The organism is Candidatus Endomicrobiellum agilis (genome assembly GCF_020328115.1).
Classification (GTDB): domain Bacteria; phylum Elusimicrobiota; class Endomicrobiia; order Endomicrobiales; family Endomicrobiaceae; genus Endomicrobiellum; species Endomicrobiellum agilis.
Genome location: NZ_JAIXMW010000003.1, coordinates 70749 through 95254, shown reverse-complemented (window position 1 = coordinate 95254; position 24506 = coordinate 70749). Strand labels below are relative to the sequence as shown.

Here is a 24506-nt window from a genome sequence, read left to right as displayed (position 1 = left end):
GAAGAAGTAGAAAAAAAACATTATGGACATAATCAAAATTCGCGGTGCGCGACAGCATAATTTAAAAAATATAGATATTGACATACCGAGAAATAAACTTATCGTAATTACAGGGCTATCCGGTTCTGGCAAGTCCTCTCTTGCCTTTGACACAATTTATGCCGAAGGTCAGAGAAGATATGTCGAGTCTCTGTCCGCTTATGCGAGGCAATTTTTGGAGCTTATGGAAAAACCCGACATAGATATTATCGAGGGTTTGTCTCCTGCGATTTCAATAGAACAGAGAAATCCGTCGCATAATCCGCGTTCCACAGTGGGAACGGTAACTGAAATTTACGATTATTTGAGACTTTTATTTGCCAGAGTAGGTGTTCCTCATTGTCCTAAATGTGGCAAGATAGTCCAACCTCAATCCGCGCAACAAATAATTGATGAAATTATGGATATGCCTGACGCTACTATGATTCATATTTTGTCGCCGCTTGTAAGAGGAAGAATCGGAACTTATGTGGAACTTTTTTCACGTCTTGCAAAGAGCGGATATTCAAGAGTAAGAGTTGATAACGAGATATTTACGCTTGATGAAAAAATAAAATTAAAAAGGTATAAAAAACATACTATAGATGTAGTAATAGATAGGATAACGCTTGATAAAAATTTACGTTCAAGAGTTGCGAATTCGATTGAAACAGCTTTAAAAGAGTCGAAAGGCGTAGTATCTGTTGCCGTAATAAAAGATGGAAAACCTGTTACTGAAACAGTTTACAGCGAACAGTATGCCTGTGCGGACTGCAGGATAAATCTTTCTGAAATTGAACCGCGACTGTTTTCTTTTAACTCGCCGTTTGGAGCATGTCCTGAATGCGGGGGGCTTGGGAATAAAGTAGAAATTGATGAAAATTTGGTAGTGCCTGATAAGAACCGTTCTATAAAACAAGGCGCGATTAGTGCGTGGTCGGAACCGATAACAACGAGAACAAATAGATGGAAAAACAGTTGGGGCGGGTATTATTGGGAGCTTTTAACTGAAGTCGCAAGAAAGAATAAGATATCTTTAAATGTGACTTGGAAAGAACTTGCAAGGGAACAACAGGAAATTTTGCTTTATGGGCAGGGCGATTTTGAGGGTGTTATAAAAAACATGCAGCGTAGATATAATGAAACAGAATCCGCTTTTGTACGAGAAGAAATTTATAATAAGTATATGAGCAGGAAAATCTGTCCTCTATGCGGTGGAAAAAGACTTAAAAGAGAAGCGCTTTCAGTTTTAGTTGACGGAAAGTCAATTTCAGATATTACAAGGATGTCCATCGAAAAGTCATTTGATTTTTTCAGTAAAATCGAATTCAGCGGTAAAGATAAGGTTATAAGCAAGGTTATTTTGAAAGAAATACGCGAAAGACTGCAGTTTTTAAATAATGTCGGTTTAGGATATTTAAGTTTAGAGAGGGAAAGCGGTACGCTTTCGGGCGGCGAAGCGCAGAGAATACATTTGGCGACGCAAATAGGTTCAGGACTTACGGGAGTTTTATATGTGCTTGATGAGCCGTCTATAGGACTCCATCAAAAGGATAACGATAAACTTCTGGAGACTCTTGTAAAACTTAGGGATTTGGGTAATACTTTAATCGTTGTTGAACACGATGAAGATACAATGAGAATGGCAGACCATATAATAGATTTGGGTCCCGGAGCCGGAGTTCACGGCGGATATATAGTTGCGGAAGGAAACGCAGAAGAAATAGTAAAGTTTAAAAACTCTCTGACGGGACAGTATTTAAAAGGCACTTTACAGATACCAGTTCCCAAAAAGAGAAAACAGCTTTCGGATAGATATCTTACGATTGAAGGTGCGCGTCAGTTTAATTTAAAAAATGTGAATGTGCATATTCCTCTCGGACTTTTTGTTTGCGTTACGGGGGTGTCGGGCAGCGGTAAATCTACTTTAGTTCATGAAATAATATATAAAAATCTTGCGCATAAACTCTACGGATCAAAAGAAATTCCCGGAAAATTTAAAAATATGGACGGACTTGAAAATATAGATAAAGTTGTAATTGTCGACCAATCGCCCATAGGAAGGACGCCTCGGTCAAATCCGGTAACTTATACGGGCGCTTTTTCAATAATAAGAGATTTGTTTGCGCAGGTTCCTGAATCAAAAGCGAGAGGATACCTGCCTGGAAGGTTTTCTTTTAACGTAAAAGGCGGGAGATGCGAAAACTGTCAGGGCGACGGCACTTTAAAAATTGAAATGCAGTTTTTACCAGACATTTATGTCAAATGCGATATTTGCGGAGGAAAGAGATTCAATGAGGAAACTCTGCAGATAAGGTATAAAGGCAAGAATATTGACGAAGTCTTAAATATGACTGTTGAAGAAAGCGTAAAATTTTTTGAAAATATTCCGGCAATTAAGAGAATTTTGTCGACTCTTGACGATGTCGGTCTTGGATACATAAAAACAGGACAGCAGGCTACTACTCTTTCTGGTGGCGAAGCGCAGAGAGTAAAACTTGCGACTGAACTGTCAAAAAGGGCTACAGGAAGAACGATATACATTCTTGACGAACCTACTACCGGACTGCATTTTGCCGATGTGGGGAAACTTCTCGATGTTTTGCAGAGGTTTTCTTATACCGGAAATACCGTTCTTGTTATAGAACATAATCTCGACGTTATCAAAACCGCCGACTGGCTTATCGATTTAGGTCCCGAAGGCGGTGAAAAAGGTGGCAGGATTGTGGCTGAAGGTACTCCTGAAGATGTGATGGAAAATCCGAAATCATTTACGGGATATTACTTGAAAGATCACATTAATCGTCATGTATAACATGAAAGTATATGAAAAAGTTGATTGTGTAAAGCTTTTGTTGTCTATTGGAAATATAAAATCCTCTTCTTGAAATCGCCCTCTCTTATTTTTTTTCTGGATTCTCAGTGGATAGATATAATGCTTAAGTGACGCCGGATTGTTTGAAATGACGTTAGAACGAATTTTTTCAATGCGAAAAAGACGTGTCATTGCGACTTTTGAGGAAGTTTATAAACTAGACCGTAATATACCCTCAAAGTTGAGTTTTGGTGATTTGAGGACGCCGAAAGGCAAGATATTTATCGAACGGCGCGATTGGATAGAGAGAAACCCGTATTTGTGGGCTATCGGGATAGCGTGCGGGATTATTCTTATCTTTGGACTTTGGCGGTAGGAGCATTATAGCCAAACCGCTTTGCGTATGTAAATTACGCGAATCAGCTACAAGAAGTTGCAGCTATAGTTAAGCAAACCTTTTGGATATCCGAAGAGGTTATAAAGCGCAGCAGAATTCTCTCAATGCTTAAGCGGGAGATGCATATTAAAAGCGCTGCTACAATTTTTGCTATGTTTCATGTTGATAATTTCAGCGCCTATTTAACAAGGTTTGTAGATACCGTTCTTAAATTTGCCCAAAAGAGAAAACGCGGAAAATGAGCGGATTCTTATTTCTTAAATGTATTTTCGGACGCTGAACTCTCATCGGAAAGAAATTATAAAAAAATTTAAATACAATGAAAGAATTCAACAGTCATGAAAAAGATAATAACACTTCTTTTAATAGTGACACTGATGTCGGGATGTGATGAACTACAATGCCCAAACTCAAAATGTGAGATTGACTACAAGAACAGAGATGAAAAAGATTATATAGTCTATATCTGATCATAATGGCCGGACAGAATCTGAAAAACTCTTCCATGCATGATAAAAAGAGAGAACAAAATGCTTTTAAATCTTATAGTATGTGCGATTATTTTCGGTATTTTTTATGCGTTGGCATTTTTATTAGTTTACAAAACTAAAATTTTTAAATTTAGAATTGCTTTTGCATCTTTATTCTTTTTTACTTCGATTATGTATCTTGTTTTCACCTTTTTCTTAAATAAATATATCAATTTATCAAAATGAAAATGAATTTCAAAGAAGATTTGTTAAAGGATTTAAAAAAGTGCAAAAACGAAGCTTTTGCAAAACATCATGCAAAATATTTTCAAACACATAAAGGCGGATACGGGGAAGGCGATTTTTTTTGGGGTCTTCGAGTTCAGCAGCAGCGGGTTATATCTCGTAGATACTGGAAAGATATGAATTTGAAAGACATCGAAGAGTTATTGCGGCATAAAGTTCACGAAGTAAGATTTACCGCATTGATGATTTTAATTGAAAAATATAAAGAAGCGGATGATAATATTAAGTTTGATATAACGAGAATATATTTGAGAAATTCTGAGTACATTAATAACTGGGATTTGGTTGACCTATCTGCGCCGGGCATCATGGGACACTACTGGCATAATAATTCTTTAAAGGATTTTTGGAAATATGCAAAGTCGGGTAGCCTTTGGAAGGAAAGAATTGCGATGGTTTCAACATTATATTTTATAAAGCAAGGAAGATTTACGGAAACTTTGGAATTATCAAAATTGTTTTTAACGCACAGGCACGATTTGATGCATAAGGCGTCTGGCTGGATGCTTAGAGAGATTGGAAAAAGAGATATAAAACCGCTTGTTTCATTTTTAGATAAGTATTCTAAAATGATGCCGAGAACGATGTTGAGGTATTCAATTGAAAAATTCTCCCCGAAAAAAAGAAAGTATTATATGGAAAGAGATAGAGCATAAAGTGAAAAATAATATCCTTTTCTCTTCTGAGACTATTGTTCTGCGTTCGGCGAGAGAATGACAATTACCTCTTTTTCGCTTGAGAGTGAAAGAGAAAGAAGAGATATAACTTAGCTTGGAGTCTGACGTTGCCATTTGTTTTTTCGGCGGGTGCCAGTTAAACTGATAACTTGCTTTTTCTAAATCGCATATTTATGACACGGCTGAGATTTGTATTTGAGAGGTATAGGTGATAACAAAAGATTTGATTTTAAAAATTTTTTCTGCTGCAAAGATTTTAAGATGGAACGATCACATACGCCCTCTTGATTTTTGTGAACTTGATAAACAAGCTCACAAAATGATAATTGCTTATATAGTTGCAAAATTTGAAGAAGAAGATAATGAGGCGGTTGACTGGATAAAACTTATTGAAGGCGGAATTTTTGAATTTTTTCAAAGAATAATGCTTACGGATTTAAAGCCGGAAGTCTTTCGCGAAATAATGTCAAAAAAGGAAAAAGAATTAAACAAGTGGGTAATAGAAAAGTTAAATAATGATTTATCAGTCTTAAAAGGGGATTTTGGCAGAAGATGTTCGGAATATCTTTTAGAAATGGATTATGCCACGCGCGAAAAGAGGATTTTAAGAGCAGCACATTGCCTGTCAACAAAGTGGGAGTTTGGCATAGTTTATCCGTGGAATTCTATGATTTACGGCATAGAAAACACAAAGAATGAAATAGAGGAAAGTATTGCCGCTTTTGACGACCTTGAGGGCATAAAAAAATTAGTGATAAATAAAAAGTATTATGGTTTTTTAGATTTGTGCGGGCAGCTGCGATTTCAACAGAGATGGGCGCAAGCTTTCAGAATACCAAAGACAACCGTGCTGGGACATATGCTTACGGTCGCAATTTTTGCGTATATATTGTCAATAGAAATGAACGCTTCGGAGAAAAGAAAATATAATAATTTTTATTCTTCGTTATTTCACGATCTCCCTGAGATTTTAACGAAAGATATCATTAAACCTGTGAAATCTTCAATAGCGGGTTTTGAAGATATAATAAAGGATTATGAAAAAAAACAGATTAATGAGCGAATACTTCCTTTAATTCCAAAGGATTGGCATAAAGAGATGCAGTATTTTATAGAGGACGAATTTTCAGATAAAATTATTAAAAACGGCAATGTAGAAAGAGTTGATAATGCGGCGGATTTTGACGATAATAAATATAATGCTGTTGACGGGAGTTTAACTGAAATGTGCGATAAACTGTGTGCTTATATTGAAGCTTCAATAGCATTGGAATACGGCATAAAGTCTTCCATTTTAATAGACGCCAAGCAAGCTCTTTATGATAAATATGCAAACATTAAAAAGAACAATTTGGATTTTAAACGATTGTTTGACTATTTTTAGGGAGAAGGGAGTAAAGATGGGCTTTTAAGGAAGATTGCAAAGCATGTTTGTTGCAGTTTAATAAAGCGGGTATTGCTTACAGTTGAAAACAAAAGCGATTAGAGAAAAGGTATTCTTGTAATTTAGAGGAGAAAGTTGTTTAATGACAGTATAATCGTGAGTAATAAAGACGATGTAAACAATTTGGTAGATGCTGAGTTATCAGAAAATGAGGTTAAAGTTCTAAAATTTAAAATAGAGGGAAAAAGAATGAAAAAAACTTTAGCAGTTATTCTATCATCGATGTTTCTTTTAACGATTGTCGCAGGGGATAGTTTTGCCGCAAGAAGTTCTAAAAGCTACAAACCAAAAACCGTAAAAGTAAAGAACTATAACCGCAAAAGTGGATCTCATGTAAGATCTCATTATCGTTCGAAGTAAGCAAAGAAGGACAAGAAATAAAAAGAAGACCTATTAACAAGTATAGGTGTAAGTAATAAAAACGATGTGAGCAATTCGGTAGATGTTGAGTTACTAAAAAAAATGAAGTTAAAGTTCTAAAATTTAAAATAGAGGGAAGAAGAATGAAAAAAACTTTAGCAGTTATTCTATCGTCGATGTTTCTTTTAGCGGTTATCGCAGGGGATAGTTTTGCCGCAAGAAGTTCTAGAGGTAACAAACCAAGAACCGTAAAAGTAAAGAGCCGTAACCACAAAACCGTAACTAAAGACGAGGTTAAAGACGAGATTGTAGAAGCTAAAGACGAAACTAAAGATGAAGTTAAAGACGAAATTAAAGACGAAATCAAGGACGAGGTTAAAGATGAAATCAAAGACTAACCAAAGACGAAGCTAATGGTAAGGTTTCACAAACAAGAAGAATAAGAAGTAAAAAGAATATCTATTAAATTAATGAGAAAATTAGAAGAGTAAAAATAAAAAATTGTCCTATTAAAAGGATTAATATATGTTATTTCTGGATTGCTTTTGTTTGTGCAAAAATTTTATCATATTCGCTGCAAACTCGTCTTGTTTAATTACTTCTTCATCGCCAAGTGAACAATAAAGTCAACTTAGTACTTACGTATATGTGAATAACTTTGCCTTGAAGATTGGAGTAGAATTTGTTTAGAAAATCTACTTTCCGTTTGTATGTAGTTTTTTCATATTTGAGTTGTAAAATTCTTTGTTAATTTTTATCTTTTAAATCTTTTAAGGTATCGTTTTGTGTGCATTGAAATACCGCTAAAATAGACTACATAAACGTCTTCATCAAATCTATTATGAAATTAAACTTTTCCGCTTCTTTCATATTTATTCAATAATTTTCATTCAGGTTGCCATGAGTTTTTACATTAAAAAAAAGATTTGTTGAAAATAACCACAACATTAAAACGGCTAAGACAAGTTTTTCATAATTTCCTATGTTTTATTAATGTCTGTAAAAGCAATTGCTCTGCAATACTAATACAATATTGATTGACAACGAAAAGCAGTGATTTATCTCTTGATTTGATGATTGCTTGCTTGTGTTTATTTTAATAATCACAAGAATTATATGTTAAACCATATACTGTTTATGCAACAATATTTATATGTGAAACTAAGTTGGTGGTAAATATAAAAAATGGATTTCACTCAATAGACGGAAAATAAAGTTAAAAAGGAAAAATTAAACTTTGAAGTGACAATGTCTAATAACTTAAGAATAATGAAGACAGATTGGCAAAGTTAGCATTTAAAAGAAAAACCTTATGTGAAAAAATGAAATTATGTGCAATAATACAGATTATTTACAAAGAATGCGCAAGCGATAAAAACGATAGTGCTATCCTAAAATAAAACGTAGATAGTTGCTGATTTATGGGGCAGTACGGAAATATTAATAAATATAAAAGACTTTACTCAAAACTTGTAACTGTAAATAAGCGAGTTCAGATGACTAAAAGCTAACGTATGAATAAAATTAGAAAATTAGTGCTAGGAGCGTTTAGAGATTTGAGGAAAGCTTTGTTTGAGTTTGTTTTTTTAGTTTTTATTGTTTGTGATAGATTATACCAGATTATACAATACCATTTTTCTTATATTCATTTTTATGTTTTATTGATTTTAATGAAAATTTCATATCTTCAAAATCAAGTAGTATTCTGTATTCATCAGTTGCTCTGACTGAATGTGTAGGTTTTTCTAGCGGTTCAAAATTTAAACCCTTATGTTTTTTAATTTTTTCTATCGTTTCTAGTTCGGATATAGTCATAATTGAATCTAAGAAATCTTTACAAATTGTTTTATCATTTTTTAATCTCTTTCTTGAATTTTTATCTTTTGCTATCCCACGAAAGCAAAATAATGGAGGTTTAGAGGATGGATTTATTGCTGGTTTTATTGTTTGAATTTGCTTATTGAGCGTAATTTTAGAACTCATTGTTTTTCGTTTGTTAAAAATTGTTTATAATAGTTTTTCATGCTATCCTGAGAAATGATTTTATCTTTACCTTTACGTGCATAAGCTTCTTGCCATGGACGCTCCGAATGTGTCATACCCATTAACTCTATAGCGGAAAATTTTGAATACGCACCCATAACTGTTGAAATCACGCCGATTGAAGTAGCAGAAATATCTTCAGATTTAAGTTCTTTTTTAACTGAGATTATGGAGCTATCGTGTTTCTTGTAATTTTCATAAACGCTGCGTACAACCGGTCCGTAATCCCAAGCAAGTATGTCGTCTTCGAATAGTGGTTCGCCAGAAATAGAGAGATGATAAGCTTGGCAATAAAATAGCAATTTTTGAAGTTTTAAGTGGCTTATCTCAAGAGTATAATCTAAAAGCTGATAGTTCAGTATCCTTTTTGCAATTTCTAGCGCTTTCATTTTATATCTCCTTAATAGGATCTCAATTCGTTTTCTTAGCTAAAGAAACAATACTTATGCCATGATAATTATGATAAGATTATGATAAGATTTTTTACTGATTTTGTCAAGATTTTAAATTGCTTTAAATGACTTTAAGGTTTGTAAAACAAGGTTTAGGTTTATGAAAGGTTTATATGCTATTGGAAATTTTAGTTATATTGACGACTGCAGCGTGTGGAAAGATATTTTAGCGCGAGAAAACAGAGCATGTTGGTAATACTTTGTGAAAAGGTGATTGTTTTTAATACTGAACCTTTTAAATTTTTAGAGGACTTGCTGATTTAAGCAAATAAGAATCTGCATTTTCTAAAGAATTTCATTCTCTCTTTATAAAAACCTGAAGCATACAATAAAAACACCGAGGGCAATAACTCGTCCATTCATCTTTCACTAAGAGGGTGGATCGCAGTAATCGTCCTCCAAACTCGCGAGAACGTCTATTTTATTGCCGCACATTATTTGAAATGCAATATTGTTTTCCTGCGGACTTACGCACTCGTCTGTTGTTCCGCTCTCCAGAAAGGCTACATTGCGGTATGGGAGTTTGTTATGCGTAAAGACTATTTCGCGTCTGCTTTTCTCTATTTTCTAGCAATTATATATCAAAATATTGTGTCAAATTCCCGTAAAGAAGACTAAATTAAACCGGTCTTTTAAAAGCGTTGTATAGCTACTGCATAAAACAGAATAATTAAATTATTCTATCGGGAACTTTTTAATTTAAAATTAAGTAATAAGTCAAACTACGGTTTATGATGTTTTTTTATTTGTGAAAATACTAGCATGAAAATTATTTGATTGCGTAAAAAAACGATTGTATTAATATTTATATGAGTAGAAAAAATGTAAATATTTTGCTGAGGAGGGGATTTGAACCCCTACCGCCCTTTCGGGGACAGGCTTCTGAAACCTGCGTGTCTGCCGTTCCACCACCTCAGCTTTATTCACCCAATTTAACTATTTGTCAGCGCTGTCCGTTTCAATTACACGCATATGTTTCCATTTATTTGTTTTATATCTTAAATAAGAAAAAATCATAAGCATAATACCGTAAATGACTAAAATACTCCAACACGCGTATAATCCTATTTTAAATATTGTAAATAAGCACACTGGTATTGCGGTAATTATGAAAAGCGTTATTAAAAGTTTCATTACAAACTTTGTATCTCCGGCTCCTTTTATCGCCGAAGAATATATAATACTTGCTGACTCAAAAAATGCAAATACAGTTATAAATCTTAGTAAGATGACTATAGTCGGTCTTATTTGTTCAGTATTCAAGTATTCTGAACCTTTTGAAAAAGGATATATGAGTATGTCTGGAACAAATATGTATAGAAGAATCGTTGGGATAACATATGCGAATGTTATATGTAAAGCTGTTTGAACGCTTATTTGAGCAATGCGAGCTTTGTTTTTACCGAGATAATTTCCCACCATAATTGATGTTGTGACTCCGCATCCTGAAACCGGCGTATAAAAGAGGCTATAAATATTCGTGACTATATTTGTGGCTAACAATTCTAATTTGCCGAGAGTACCTACTGCAAGCGTAAAAAATGCGAATATGAATATGTCGAAAAAGAAATGAATACCGTTTGGGAAACCGAATTTGATAAGATGCTTAATAAACTTAAAATCTGGTTTAGTCTTTCTTGTATTAAATAAAACGTCATTTTTCTTTGATATTATAAAAAGTAAGAACATAAAAAACATTATAATTGAGCTGATAATGGTTGCAATCGCCGCTCCCTCTACGCCGAGTTCAGGAAATCCGAATTTACCGAAAATTAGGAGATAATCCAAGATGGTATTTACAGTTATACTTACAAGGTTTATAATCAAAACAATCTTTGTTTTTCCTCTGCCTGAATAGAAGCCTGCCATAGCGGAAGCTGCAAGATACGGAAATGCGCCGTAACATAAAACTTTAAAATATTTAATTTCTTCACAAATAATGATTTGCGAGTGTCCTATGAAGTTAAAAATATCTTTGGAGAAAAACGAAATGGCAAAAATTATAAGCGAGCTAAAAAGCGAGAGATAAATGCTTTGCCAGACGGACGGACCTATTGACTTAAAGTCTTTTTTCCCGTTATATTGTGAAATAAAAACATCGATATAAGATACTGTCCCTATAAATATATCCATAATTGAACAGTTTAATAGTCCAGCGGGGACAGCTGCCGCGTAAGCGATGCTAGAGTAGTGTGAAAGAAAGACTCTATCTATGAAAGTCTGAAGCGCCCAGCCTCCTATTGAAACAATAAGAGGAAGAGCTATTTTAAAAAATTCCGCGTATCCGGCGGTAGCGTACCATCGTTTTTTTATGAGGTCAAAGATTTTTGTATTGGGCATATCACTATTCTATATAATTATTTTTAAGTTGCCAAAATGTTCAGATATTAACGTCCTTTCTTTTTTCTGCTGTATATTATAAAATCTAACCATTATTTCGTATGGAGAGTGGGCAATGGACAGTTTTATTGAATTAAAAAAAGTTTCTGTTCTGCGTGGCAATAGGAAAATTTTAGATGATATCAATCTTAATATAAGTTCTAGCGAAAATGTTGCGGTGATAGGTCCAAATGGTTCGGGAAAATCTACTTTTATCAAACTTATAACCGGTAAAATTTACCCGTCTTATACCGGAAATGGCACGGTTTGCAGATTGTTTGAACGCAGACGGTGGAATATACATGATTTGCGCAGTATGCTCGGGATAGTGACGAACGAACTTCAATATGATTTTTATAATGAGATAACGGGTTTTGAAGCCGTTTTATCGGGATTTTTCTCAAGTATTGGAATATCGAATAACCACGCGGTTACAAAAGAGATGATTAAAAAAGCCGGTGATATGATTGATTTTTTGGATGTATCTTCTTTAAAAGATAAGAAGATTGAAACCATGTCGTCTGGCGAAGCAAGGAGATTTTTAATTGCAAGATCACTTGTAAACAGTCCTAAGGTTTTAGTTTTGGATGAACCGTCGAACAGTTTGGATATCTCGTCGTCTTTAAAACTTCATAATACAATGAGAAAAATTTCGGATTCAGGAACAAAAATAATACTTGTGACACATTTAGTGTCGGACATCATTCCAGAAATGGACAGATTTGTCTTTTTTAAAGATGGGAAAATCTTCGCCGATGGAAAACGCAGTGAAATTTTTACTGGCGATAGGCTCTCTTCTCTTTTTGATATGGAAGTAAGACTCGACGAGAATAGCGGTTTATGCTGGATTAGAGCAGTGTAAAATGAAACTTCTTGTTATCAGTCGACGTATTTTCATCAATCTGTCATGCCATCCATTTTGCATATAAAAATGTTATTATATTTTTATAGAGTGTTATGAAAAGATATTTCCAATGCTGTCGAAAAAAATCGGAAAAATTTATATATTGACTCCCTTTTTAAGTTAATGTGTTGCCTGAATTTTTAATTTGATGACTAGAATGAGGAGAACGGCTTTGGAGTGTATCGCCGAGCTGACTTTAATTTGCTGTTTTATATTTTACTTTTTATTTCACTATCATTTTGCATGATTAAATTCGCAGGATTAACGCGTAATGAGAAAATGGATAAAATTTATTGTTGTGTCTTTAGGTTTTTTTGCTTTTGTCGGAGCGTTGATACTGCTTCACAATCAGTTGAAAGATTTAAGTTATATTGATGTTATAAATGCGTTAAAAGCTATACCGGCGTTGAGAATTATAACAGCTTTGTTTTTAGCTTTATTATATTATCTGATTCTGGGGGGCTATGACGTTATCGCATTTAAGTATATAGATTCAAAAGTTTCGTTAAAGCTCAAGGATATTTTATTTACGTGTTTTATAAGCAACATTTTAGGAAGTAATACCGGTTATTCAATGCTTTTCGGCGGATCAATACGCTATAGACTTTACTCTGTGTACAATGTTTCAATAGCTGATGTTACAAAAGTCCTTCTTTTTTCTTCAACGACAGTTTGGCTTGGTCTTTTGACGATTGGCGGGTTTATTTTTACTTTTGCATCTGTTTCTCTAAAAGGAACAATTTATTTTAATTTTATTACAACAAGAACAATCGGTCTGTTTTTCATTGCTATTTTAGTTTTGTATGTCTTTTTGAGCACATTGCATTCAAGACCAATAAAAGTATTTAAGTGGACTATAACTTTTCCAAGTATCAAAATTGTTTCTTCACAAATTTTGTTTGCTACGTGCGACTGGCTTATCGCATCGTTTATTCTCTACATTCTTATACCTGTCGAGGAAATGTCTTATTTTGTTTTGCTTAAAGCTTTCCTTATATCACAACTTCTGGGAATTATAAGCCAAGTGCCGGGTGGCATGGGTGTTTTTGAGACTGCCATTTCAAAGTTGCTTCCGAATTCCGCAAGCAACCCCGGAGTTGTAGGAGGATTGCTTGCCTATAGAATGATATTTTATTTCTTCCCGCTTTTGATAGCGCTTATTATTTTGTGTGTTTTTGAGATTATGACTTTTACGAAGAAATTTAACAAGACGACGAAAATTTTTGGAAAAACTGTTTCTTCGGTTATAGTGCAGGTTATAGCGTTATCGTCGTTTTTTGTCGGTATGATTGTAATGTTTTTTACGTCCACGCCTTTTGATGTGGCGCAATTAAAATTTGTCATAAACCTTCTTCCTGTGTGGTTTGCCGATTTATCGCATTTTCTACTGAGCATTACGACGATAGGATTACTTTTTGTTTCAAAAGCTTTACAGCTTAGAATTAAAAATGCGTGGAGTATTACCTGTGTTCTGATAAGCTTTGCAATTGTTCTTATACTTGTAGTGGGAGAGCCGCCTTTAGTTCTCTTGTGCTTTGTAGTATTACTGGTTGTTCTTTTAGCCTCAAAAAAATATTTTTACAGAAATATATCAATATTGAACACAGCGTTCAATGCATGGTGGTTTAGTGCGATTGGCGGAGTGTTTGTTTTATCGGTATGGATAGGATTTTTTGTAAACAAGCAGGATGTTTCTTCTTGGATGCATTTAGACGTATTTTTAAAAAATGTTTTAAATACTACGGATGCCGCAAGGTTTTTAAGGGCTAGCTTGGGCATAGGAATTATAATCTTTATAGTTATTTTACAACAAATATCAAAAAATCTCTTCAAAAAGCCACCTATTTCATTTACAAAATACGATATAAAAAATATAGTCGACTCTTCGGATTATACATATTCGTTTAATGCGCTTGCCTCCGATAAAAGTTATATTGTAAACGATGAAAAAGACGCGTTTATTATGTATGCAAAGTCAAAGAACAGTTGGATTGCTTTTGGCGACCCCGTTGGAAAATCCGGACATAAAAACGAACTTTTATGGAAGTTCAAAGAAATTGCGGACAATGCTTCGGCAAAGCCTACTTTTGTCGGAATAGACCATGAATTCGTGCAGATCTATGATGATACAGGTCTTAATGTTTTTAATATAGGACAGGAAGCAAAAATTCCTTTAATAACTTTTGATAAAGAAGACAACCGTTTTAAATGTTTTTGTTATTTAGAGAAAAAAATAGAAAACGCAGGATTTGAATACCGTGTAATGAGTCCCGAGCAGTTTGAACGATACAGAGAGGTGTTTGTAAGAATAAACAAAGAGTGGACAGAAAATACGAATTATATTGAAAGAAATTTTATACAGGGGAAATATGACGAATCTTATATGAGCGGTATGGATTTTGGTATATTGGAAAAAGATAGTAAAATTTATGCTTTTTCCATTATTGCAAAAACTAAAAGTAAATGTGAGTTGTCTTCGGGGATTATAAGATATATAAAATGCGATTATGACGTTTTCACTTATGTGGTATTTAAGAATATTTTGTGGGCTAAAGAAAACGGATATAAGTGGTTTAATTTAGGTTTTGCGTATTTTCCATTGATGGATAGTGGCGGTGAGTTTATAAAACATTTTGCAAAAATGTTTATGTTTGCCGAACATTTTGATTATAATCTTGTATTGTTAAGAGAATTTAAAAATAAATTTTGTCCTGAGTGGTATAATAAATATGTTGCGGTGCCTCCGGATAAATATATTATTACTTTTGTTAAAAATTTTACGGCGCTTATTTCTCCGCTTAGCACCATCGAGAGGAAGCATTTTTTCAAAAGGCTATTGAGAAGATGAAAGCGTGGGATATTTTTTATCAAAATGTTTCTCAAAACGGTTTTGTTATGCCAGGAGATAAAATTATTTTGGCTGTGTCGGGCGGTATGGATTCCGTATGTATGCTGCATTTATTTTGGCGTTTTGCAAAAAAAGTAAAAATTGCTCTTTTAGTTGTAAATTTTAATCATAATTTAAGGAAAGAATCTGTAAAAGAAGCGAAAGCTGTCAAAGGTTTGTCGGTTAAATTCGGAATGGATTGCCTTCTTGAGAAAATCAACGTGAGAGAATATTCTAAAAATCATTCTGTTTCAGTTGAAACAGCCGGGCGGAATCTGAGATATTGGACTCTCGCAAAAATTGCAAGAAAATATGGTTGCAATAAAGTTGCCACTGCACATAATGCGAATGATAATGCCGAAACTGTACTTATGTGGCTTTTAAGAGGGAGCGGAAATTTTGCAGGCATACCGCAGGAAAGAGCAATAGACAAGGATCTTGCCGTAATCCGTCCATTGCTTCCGATTAAAAGAAAACTGATTGAAGAATATGTCAAAAGCCATAAACTCCCTTTTTGTATCGATATATCCAATTTTTCGAGCGTATACGTAAGAAACAAAATACGGCTGTCGCTTGTGCCTGTTCTTGAAAAAATAAACCCTATGGCGATAGAGCATATTTTTGCTTTAAGTTGTATACAGGCTCGGGAAACCGCGTATTTGGAAGAGGTTTCAATCAAATTTTTGAAAAAATGTGTGAAGCTGCAAAAGAATCAAATTTTGCTTGATTTAAAAGCGTTTTTACGATATAATAAAGCAATACGATTCAGGATTCTAAAAAACATATTACCACAAAAGAAATATAATTCACACATTAACTTGATAATGCATAGAATTTTATTGTCAGACGTATCTGTTTATAGACTCTCTGCCGAATGGATTTTCAAAATAAAATCAGATAAAGCCTATTTTATAAGAGATGAAAAATGAAATATATTGGAAATTTTCTTTTTTCTGAAAAATTTAATATATAAAAGAAAATCGTTGAATTTGTTTGCAATGTGAATATTCGGTGATTTTAAAAATAAAAAAACTTTGCTTATTTCAATAGTTTTGAGCGGCAACATTTGAGCATATTTGTTTTAGTGAGTGATAATTTTCATTTACAGAGCGCGGTTTGGATTACAACGAATTTTTCAGAGGATTGCCTTACAGAAAAATTAAAAGGAGTTTTTAAATGAAAAAGAGCAATCCGTGGTTTGTATTTTTCTGGATAACATTGTTTATTATTATATTTATGATTATGAATTTTGCCAGACAGGGAGGACAGGAAGTCGAACTTGAATATTCCCAGTTTAAACAATATGTAAGAGCAGGAAGCGTATTAAAAGTTTTAGTTACCCCCGTATCTATTAAAGGACAATTCAGAAGCAGCGACGGAGTCTTAAAAAAGTTTAGAACCATTCCAATGGATGATCCTAATCTTATAAAAGATATGGAAGACAATAAAGTACTTGAGTTTGCAGCTGCGGAAAAGAATGGATGGCTAGGATCCTTATTGTTAAGTTGGGGACCGGTAATTCTTTTGATTTTATTCTGTTTTTGGATGATGCGCCGTGGCATGTCTATGGGAAGTAAGCAGGCTATGTCTTTCGGTAAAACAAAAGCAAAGCTTGCCGATAGTTCTGCAAAAAAAGTTACTTTCAAAGATGTTGCAGGCTGTGAGGAAGCGAAAGAAGAACTTCAGGAAATAATAGAATTTTTAAGAGATCCTGCAAAGTTTCAAAAACTTGGAGGAAAGATTCCAAAAGGTGTTTTGCTTTTCGGATCTCCGGGAACAGGAAAAACATTGCTTGCGAAAGCTGTTGCTGGTGAAGCGGGTGTTCCGTTTTTCTCTTCAAGCGGTTCGGAATTTGTCGAGATGTTTGTAGGTGTAGGTGCTTCGAGAGTAAGAGACCTTTTCGTCCATGGCAGGAGATCTGCTCCGTGTTTGTTGTTTATAGATGAAATAGATGCCGTAGGCAGACATAGGTTCGCTGGCATCGGCGGCGGGCATGACGAAAGAGAACAAACGTTAAACCAACTTCTTGTTGAAATGGACGGTTTTGATACTAAAGAGGGCGTGATTTTAATTGCTGCGACAAACAGACCGGATGTTTTAGACCCCGCGCTTTTAAGACCTGGGAGATTTGATAGACAAGTTGTCATTCCAAGTCCTGACCTCAAAGACAGAGAAGAAATACTTGGTGTGCATTCAAGAAAGATTAAACTTGACAGCGATGTGGATTTAAACGTTATTGCGAGAAGAACTCCAGGATTTGTCGGCGCGGATCTTGCAAATCTTGTAAACGAAGCGGCTCTTCTTGCAGCAAGAAATAATCAAAAGACCGTGAATATGAAAAATGTGGAAGAAGCGATAGACAGGATTCTTGCAGGTCCTCAAAGAAAATCGCGTTTGATGTCTGATAAAGAGAAGAAAATTATTGCTTACCATGAAGCGGGGCATACTCTTGTCGCAAAGTTTTTACCTACGGCGGACCCTGTTCATAAAGTTTCTATAATTCCGCGCGGTCCCGCTTTAGGATATACGCTGCAACTTCCAGAAGAAGATAAATATTTAACTTCAAAATCCGAGCTTCTGGACAAACTTTCAATATTGTTTGGCGGACGCGTTGCTGAAGAGCTTGTATTTTCCGAAATAACCACAGGTGCGCAAAATGATATATCTAAAGCTACAGAAATCGCCATGAAAATGGTTACAGAGTTCGGTATGAGTGATAAAATAGGTCCTATGGCTTTGCAGAAGCCGGACGAGGGAGTGTTTTTGGGAAGAGATATTTCAAGAGATGCAAGGCACTCTGGAAAAACTTCTGAGCTTATAGATGAAGAAGTTAAAAATATTATAGACAATGCAAAAAATAGAGCTTCTAAAATTATTAAAGATAGTATGAATATTTTAAATGAAATTGTGAACTGTCTTTTGGAGAGAGAAAACTTAAATGGTGAAGATATAGACAGGATAATAAAAGGCGAAGAATTGCCGCCTTTATCTGAAAACAGTTCTATGAGTGTAAAAGATAAAAAGAAATCTATTGATAAAAAAAAGGTTATAAACGAACAGGTTATAGTCAACTAAATATGTATAAGTGCCATAGTTAAGTTATTTTGCTAAGAGTGGTAAAATATTAAGTGAAAACATTTAATTTTGATGAAAAAAAGGCACAAAAAGCCGTAAAACTTTTGCTTGAATCTTTCGGAGAAGATTTAAATAGGGAAGGCATCAAACGCACACCTGAAAGAGTTGCAGAGTTTTATAAAGAAGCGTTGTCAGGCAATAAAGTTGATCCTTTAAAATTTGTGCCGGTGCATTATGCAGCAGAAGATCACGAAGAAATAGTTTTGGTTAAAGATGTTCCTTTTTATTCTCTCTGCGAACATCACTTGCTTCCTTTTTTTGGCAAATCACACATAGCGTATATTCCTAAGAAAGACAGAATAATCGGGGTATCAAGACTTGTAAAACTTATTGAAGTTTTTGCAAATAGGTTGCAGCTTCAGGAGAGACTCTCGAAACAGATCGCAGATACCGTAATGGAATTTGTAAAACCGCATGGGGTTATGGTGGTTGTTGAAGCGGAACATTTATGTATGACTATGAGAGGCGTTAAGAAACCCGGCTCGAAGATGGTTACTTCCGCTATGCGCGGCATATTTTTAAAAGATGTAAGAACGCGTTCGGAGGCGATGTCTCTTTTGAAAAGCTAAGAAGTTTATCTTAATATTAACAAAAGCCTATCATAATATTAAACTACGTTCTAACAGCAAAATATTGTAACCGTTCCATTTGAAAGTTCAACTAGGTAAAGTGTCATTTAAAATTTCAAGTAAAAACTAAGGCTTAAAAGGCTCAATACGGCTATACAAAATCTTCAGGAAGAGTTGAAAAAGACCCGAGAACAGCTCAACATGTTAAAAAAAAGATGAACGCTGAATCCTTTCGGATATGCATTCTCCAACCAATGGGGGACTGAATGAAATCAAACGGAAGAAAAAAGTAAATTCTGAAGACAAAAAGATAGGGCGACTCTATTTGCTTTTCAAAAATAATAAGGGATAAGATTAATAAGTTGTCGGAAGAACTGGACATGTCGCTCTTTTGTTTGTAAGGCAATATGGCATTTTGGGGATACCTTTGAGAGTAGAGCATTTTACAGTGAGTTTTCTGTTTCTAAAATCTTAATGATAAAAGATAGAGAATTGGTGGAAAATACCGAGTTGGAAAAGAAAGCGTTAATATAAAATACCGCCGATAATTATCGAGTTTGTTATTTTTGTTGCAGTTGTTGCTGGTACAAGGAAAAGGATAGTTGAAAGGGCGCGATAAATAGCGATATGCTGTCTGCAGCGGAAATTTGCTATAGTAAATTTCTGTTTTGTACGACTGGACTCAAGGTTCATAGTTGCGAGTTGTTGGTGCGTTAGAGAGAAGGCAGCGCGAAGAGTTATGCTGTCGTTAAAGAAGCTCAAATCCGTATTTGATGATTATGGCGGCAGACGTTGAAGAGAATTTATAAAGCGCAATTATTAAAGAGGCCGAATATGGCATTTACTTTTAGCTTCTTTCCGTTACCATAGAAATTTTACTGCTATCTCTATCGTTTGCAAAAATTCTGTCAGCAGAAGAAAAAAATAAACGCTGTGACGAAAAAAGACAATTTAAGCGAATAACTTCTGGGTTTTTTAATCTTAAGCTTCATAATTGCAATTTACGAAGCTTAAAAAAATATGCAAAAATCAGTCCTAGTACCAAATAACTTTGCTTTGTTGACTTTCATTTCTTTCTTTAAATATATACAGGAAACTCGCTTATGTAACGGGGATATGTTATTGTAAGACAATGTATGTTGTTATGGACGATTTGTATGGTGCAATAAATGATTATAAGAAAAGCGATTGTCAGCAATTTTAATGATGCTTTAAAGCTTGTAAAAAATACTGGCAGCGCTGCTGTCGTTCACGGACTCCTTGCCAAAAACGGTGTTCTCAATACGATAGTTATTGAAAAGATAGACAACAGAGCGGCGAACATTTTAAAACAGGAAGTTATTTCTGTCGGAGCTGCTGCGGCAATAAGCGAGAATGTCAGCAGATTTAAAAAAGGCGTTTCCGATACAGTTTTATTTGCCACTATAAATCAGACTGAGAAATTAATAAATAAACTTCGTTTACAACCGTTTGGATTAAAAGAAATTGCTTCAAAACTTGACAATACTGTAAGCAAAAAAAAAGTTTTTAAATACGGAGAAGAAATTCTTGATTTATCAAATCCGGTTGTTATGGGTATTGTCAATATGGATCCCAATTCTTTTTCAGGCGATGGACTTACAGACTCTGACAAAGCGCTTAAACAGGCGATTGAATTTGAAAGATTTGGCGCGAGAGTAATAGACATGGGTGCAGAGTCTTCAAGACCGGGAGTGAATCTCGTCGATGCGAGAACAGAAATAAGAAGATTGCTTCCCGCGCTTAAAAAAATAAGGAAAAGTGTTAAAATTCCCATTTCGGTGGATACTTATAAGTACGAGACGGCAAAAGCGGCTCTTGATGAGGGCGCGGATATAGTAAATGATATTTTTGCTTTAAGGAGAGGCAAAGAAAGACTGGCGAAACTTATTGCGGATACAAAAGCCGGCGTGATACTTATGCATATGAAAGGCATACCTAAGAATATGCAGATGTCCCCTGAATATAAAAACTGTACGTCAGAAGTGTATGAGTTCCTTGCGCAACGAAAGGAGTATGCGGTTGGTTTTGGCATAAAGGAAGAACGTATTGCGGTTGACCCCGGTCCGGGTTTTGGGAAAACCGTAAAACACAATGTTGAATTGATAAAAAATATCGACGTTTTTTCGACGCTTGGCGCGGTTGTGGGTGCGGTGTCGAGAAAAAGGTTTGTAAAAGCGCTTGCGGGCGAGGATAAAATTTCATTTATTGCTGCAAATTTTCTTGCGGCGTTTTGCGGTGCAGATATTATAAGAGTACACGATGTAAAAGAAACAGTAAACGTTTTGAAGATAGTTGAAGCTTTCCGGAGAGCATAATGGAAACTCTGTTAAATATTTACAATGCATACATAGTCAATATTCTTGACATTCTTGTGCTTGCAATAGTATTTTACAGAGTTATTCTCATTATAAAAGGAACGGTGGCGATACAAATTATTGTTGGTGTGCTGTTTATTTTAGGTTTCAAAGTGATTGCGAGAAATATTTTTCATCTTAAAGCACTGTCGTGGCTTCTAGATAGTTTTTGGTTTGCCGCAGTTATTATCTTTGCTATTATATTTCAGACGGAAATACGCAATGTTTTAGCTCGGATCGGTGGACAAGTTTGGGGGTTAAAAGCAAAAATAAGAGATTCTTATGTAACCGAGATTGTCGAAGCTGTTGAAGACTTGAGTGCGTCTATGGCAGGAGGGCTTATAGCGATAGAAAATGAGATAGGTTTAAAGAACTTTGCGGAAACCGGAATATCCTTAGATGCAAATATTTCTAAGGAGCTGTTGCTTTCAATTTTTAAAAATAAGTTGGCACCGTTGCACGACGGAGCCGTGATAATATTTAACGATAAAATTTCAGCCGCAGGATGCTTGCTTCCTTTGAATCACGATATGAGCGTAAAGATATTCGGCACAAGACATAGAGCGGCGCTTGGTTTAAGCGAAGTAACAGATGCGATTATAATTGCTGTTTCCGAAGAAACAGGACAGGTATCTGTTGCTTATAAAGGGGAATTAAACGAAGACATATCACCTGTAAGACTCAGAAAAATAATTAACACAAATGGTGAGGCTTTGAAGTCAAAATGAAGAGATTGTATATCAAAATAATAAAGAACTGGCAGCTTAAATTGCTTGCTTTTTGGCTTGCGCTTTTTATTTGGCTGTATGTGGCGGGATATGGATGAAATTATTTGGAACTGATGGCATAAGGGGCGATTCGTCAAAATTTCCGTTTGACAATGCGACTCTTAGAATTATTGGCAAATCGATAGCCGAGATTTTGTGTGCTAAAAAAGAAGTTCTCATTATACGGGATACCAGAGAATCCGGAGAAAGAATACAAAAAGAATTAGCTAAAGGGATTGTGAGCGCTAGTGCAGTTCCTGTTTTTGGCGGTATTATGCCTACGCCTGCGGCGTCTTTTCTTATAAAAAGCGATAGGTATTCGGCGGCTATAGTGATATCGGCAAGTCATAATCTATATATGGATAACGGGATAAAGATTTTTAATTCGAAGGGATTAAAACTAGGAGATTCCGTAGAAGCGAGGATTGAAAAGAAGATAAACAAATATCTTGCTTTAAAGGTTGCTGTTTCAAGCGAAAAGATAAAAATAAAAGAAGATTCTAAGCTTTTAAGATTTTACGAAAATTTTGTTATAAAAAATTTTATAGGGTGCAGTCTTAAAGGAAAAATGATAGTTGTGGATTGTGCCAATGGCGCTTCTTATAAATGCGCTCCTTATGTTTTAAAGAAGCTTGGAGCAAAAGTTGTTGCGCTAAATGTTGATCCGAACGGTAGAAACGTAAATTTAAATTGTGGCGCTCTTCATCCTGGATATGCCGCAAAAGTGGTAAAGAAGCTTAAAACATTTTGTGGATTTGCTTTTGACGGCGACGCTGACAGATTGATATGTATTGATGAGAAGGGCATTGTAAGGGACGGCGATTATTTTCTTGCTTCGATGGCAAGCTGGTTAAAAAGCAAGAAGAAACTTAAAAATAATACTTTAGTTGCCACAATTGTAGCAAACATGGGATTTTTGCAGGCGATGAAAAGGGAAAAGATAAAAGTAATATCCGCAAAAGTCGGCGATAAGTATGTTGTGGAGGATATGAAAAAATATAAGGCGATATTTGGCGGAGAACAGTCGGGACATTTTATATTCAAAGATATTTTGGCTACGGGCGACGGACTTTTGAGTGCGGTTATGCTTCTTGCAGCGTTAAGCGAAGAAAATAAAAAGATGTCGGAGTTTATAGACGTGATTGAGAAATTCCCTCAGATATTTGTAAATAAAAAAGTTTCAAAAAGGATTCCTATTGAAAAACTTTCAAAATCTTATAAGCTTATTAAAGACTATGAGAAATTTCTCGGCGTAAATGGACGCATACTTGTAAGATATTCAGGTACGGAAAATCTTTTGAGGGTTATGGTTGAGGGAAAAGATATAAAAGAAATTGAAATAATAGCGGAAAATTTAGCTGATAGTATCGAAAAAGAGATTGAGTCCTGAGGATGATGATGTTTTTTTCTTACTCTTTACAGCTGTTTTGTCGTCCGCAGTATAAAGCGAGCAGTTCTGACAGGATAAACAGAGAACGAGTGTTTTGGAAATTATGGAAGCAATTGCTGCGTTGACTTCCTTTTTCTCTGCTTTTGAAAGAGAAAGCAGGACGATAGATATAGTCGTAAGCGGGTATTGATTTGAAAATTCAACCTTTTAGCGAAGGAACTCATCGATTATTAGGTGTCGTCAGGTTGAACTTGGTTTGGAGTTCTTTTTAAGTAAATGACGGCGGTAGTTTGTAGATGGAATCTGTAAATATCTTCCTCTGTTTTTTTCTTTCTCATCTTGAGAGCGGAAAAGGGAGAGTTGCCGGGAGTATTTAAATAAGATGATAAAACTAGGTGTAAATATTGACCATATAGCAACAATAAGGCAGGCAAGGAAAGAGGATTTTCCTTCTCTAATTAAAGCTGCGTTGATATGCGAGAAGAGCGGAGCGGACAGTATAACCGTACATTTGAGGGAAGACAGAAGACATATTCAGGATAGAGATGTTTACGAGTTAAGAAAATCGCTTAAAACAAAGTTGAATCTTGAAATGGCTGCAAGCGAAGAAATAGTTGAAATAGCTTTAGATATAAAGCCGGATTTTGTGTGTATGGTTCCTGAAAAAAGGCGAGAACTTACCACGGAAGGCGGGCTTGACGTTAAAACCCATAAGAGTAAACTTGCAAGTATTGTAGCAAGACTTAAAAAAGTGGGAATTATTGTAAGTATGTTTATCGATGCAGATACGGAGCAAGTGCTGTCCTGCAGCGAGGTAAATGCCGATATGATAGAACTTCACACAGGAAAATATGCAAAGTTTTTTAAGGAAAATGGAATAGCCTCTGCTGAGTTTAAAGAAGAAATGGAAAAAATTTCCGAAGCATCGCGTGAAGCGATACAAAAAGGACTTATATTAAATGCCGGTCACGGACTGGATTATGATAATATAGAACGAATCTGCAAAGTCCCGGGCATGAACGAGTTTAACATAGGTTTTTCAATTATAGCGGAATCGGTATTTACTGGTCTTGGAACGGCTGTCAAAAATATGAAAGGACTTATTGGCAAGGGCTAGA

17 protein-coding genes and 1 tRNA gene are annotated in these 24506 nt (G+C 35.1%); 14 read left to right on the top strand and 4 right to left on the bottom strand.

Features of this window, described 5'->3' with window-relative positions:
- Positions 1-22 precede the first annotated feature (22 nt).
- The 5 genes from uvrA (at position 23) to LE179_RS02665 (ending at position 6885) form a co-directional block, all read left to right on the top strand.
- The gene (uvrA, locus tag LE179_RS02685; RefSeq protein WP_374128829.1) at positions 23-2833 is read left to right on the top strand and encodes an excinuclease ABC subunit UvrA; all 2811 of its coding nucleotides are present in this window, start codon (positions 23-25) and stop codon (positions 2831-2833) included.
- A 1115-nt stretch (positions 2834-3948) separates the two neighbouring features.
- On the top strand, positions 3949-4662 hold the full coding sequence (locus LE179_RS02680; RefSeq protein WP_374128828.1) for a DNA alkylation repair protein: 714 nt from the start codon (positions 3949-3951) through the stop codon (positions 4660-4662).
- Between the two features lie 229 nt (positions 4663-4891).
- A complete protein-coding gene (locus LE179_RS02675) occupies positions 4892-6067 on the top strand; it encodes an HD domain-containing protein (RefSeq protein ID WP_374128827.1) in 1176 nt (391 codons plus the stop codon).
- Positions 6068-6202: 135 nt separating this feature from the next.
- Positions 6203-6487: a hypothetical protein gene (locus LE179_RS02670; protein WP_374128826.1), complete on the top strand. Its 285-nt coding sequence runs from the start codon at positions 6203-6205 to the stop codon at positions 6485-6487.
- 143 nt (positions 6488-6630) lie between these two features.
- Positions 6631-6885, top strand: a complete 255-nt coding sequence (locus LE179_RS02665) for a hypothetical protein (RefSeq protein WP_374128825.1) — start codon at positions 6631-6633, stop codon at positions 6883-6885.
- Positions 6886-8107: 1222 nt separating this feature from the next.
- Here the strand turns inward: LE179_RS02665 and LE179_RS02660 are convergent.
- The 4 genes from LE179_RS02660 to LE179_RS02645 all read right to left on the bottom strand — a co-directional run bounded on the left by LE179_RS02660 (position 8108) and on the right by LE179_RS02645 (position 11322).
- Positions 8108-8470, bottom strand: coding sequence for a hypothetical protein (locus LE179_RS02660; RefSeq protein ID WP_374128824.1), 363 nt, complete (start codon positions 8468-8470; stop codon positions 8108-8110).
- On the bottom strand, positions 8467-8919 hold the full coding sequence (locus LE179_RS02655) for a Panacea domain-containing protein (RefSeq protein ID WP_374128823.1): 453 nt from the start codon (positions 8917-8919) through the stop codon (positions 8467-8469). The genes LE179_RS02660 and LE179_RS02655 overlap by 4 nt, the downstream gene beginning before the upstream one ends.
- 897 nt (positions 8920-9816) lie before the next feature.
- Positions 9817-9900, bottom strand: a tRNA-Leu gene (locus LE179_RS02650).
- A gap of 18 nt (positions 9901-9918) precedes the next feature.
- Positions 9919-11322 (bottom strand): MATE family efflux transporter, encoded by a 1404-nt coding sequence (locus LE179_RS02645; protein WP_374128822.1) that lies wholly within the window; start codon positions 11320-11322, stop codon positions 9919-9921.
- A gap of 115 nt (positions 11323-11437) precedes the next feature.
- On the opposite strand from LE179_RS02645, the gene LE179_RS02640 reads away from it, so the two are divergent.
- The 9 genes from LE179_RS02640 (at position 11438) to LE179_RS02600 (ending at position 24505) form a co-directional block, all read left to right on the top strand.
- Positions 11438-12223, top strand: a complete 786-nt coding sequence (locus LE179_RS02640) for an ABC transporter ATP-binding protein (protein ID WP_374128821.1) — start codon at positions 11438-11440, stop codon at positions 12221-12223.
- 313 nt (positions 12224-12536) lie between these two features.
- Positions 12537-15113, top strand: a complete 2577-nt coding sequence (locus LE179_RS02635; RefSeq protein WP_374128820.1) for a phosphatidylglycerol lysyltransferase domain-containing protein — start codon at positions 12537-12539, stop codon at positions 15111-15113.
- On the top strand, positions 15110-16081 hold the full coding sequence (tilS, locus tag LE179_RS02630) for a tRNA lysidine(34) synthetase TilS (protein ID WP_374128819.1): 972 nt from the start codon (positions 15110-15112) through the stop codon (positions 16079-16081). The genes LE179_RS02635 and tilS overlap by 4 nt, the downstream gene beginning before the upstream one ends.
- A 247-nt stretch (positions 16082-16328) precedes the next feature.
- Positions 16329-18227, top strand: coding sequence for an ATP-dependent zinc metalloprotease FtsH (gene ftsH, locus LE179_RS02625; protein ID WP_374128818.1), 1899 nt, complete (start codon positions 16329-16331; stop codon positions 18225-18227).
- A 53-nt stretch (positions 18228-18280) separates the two neighbouring features.
- Positions 18281-18856, top strand: coding sequence for a GTP cyclohydrolase I FolE (gene folE / locus LE179_RS02620; protein WP_374128817.1), 576 nt, complete (start codon positions 18281-18283; stop codon positions 18854-18856).
- A gap of 1169 nt (positions 18857-20025) precedes the next feature.
- Entirely contained in the window at positions 20026-21192 is a 1167-nt protein-coding gene (gene folP / locus LE179_RS02615) for a dihydropteroate synthase (protein WP_374128816.1), read from the top strand.
- Positions 21192-21959 carry a diadenylate cyclase CdaA gene (gene cdaA, locus LE179_RS02610; RefSeq protein ID WP_374128815.1) on the top strand — a complete coding sequence of 256 codons (768 nt, stop codon included), beginning with the start codon at positions 21192-21194 and terminating at the stop codon, positions 21957-21959. Before folP ends, cdaA begins: the two co-directional genes overlap by 1 nt.
- A gap of 94 nt (positions 21960-22053) precedes the next feature.
- The gene (locus LE179_RS02605) at positions 22054-23388 is read left to right on the top strand and encodes a phosphoglucosamine mutase (protein WP_374128814.1); all 1335 of its coding nucleotides are present in this window, start codon (positions 22054-22056) and stop codon (positions 23386-23388) included.
- Positions 23389-23770: 382 nt separating this feature from the next.
- Entirely contained in the window at positions 23771-24505 is a 735-nt protein-coding gene (locus LE179_RS02600; RefSeq protein WP_374128813.1) for a pyridoxine 5'-phosphate synthase, read from the top strand.
- The last annotated feature ends 1 nt before the right edge of the window (position 24506 follow it).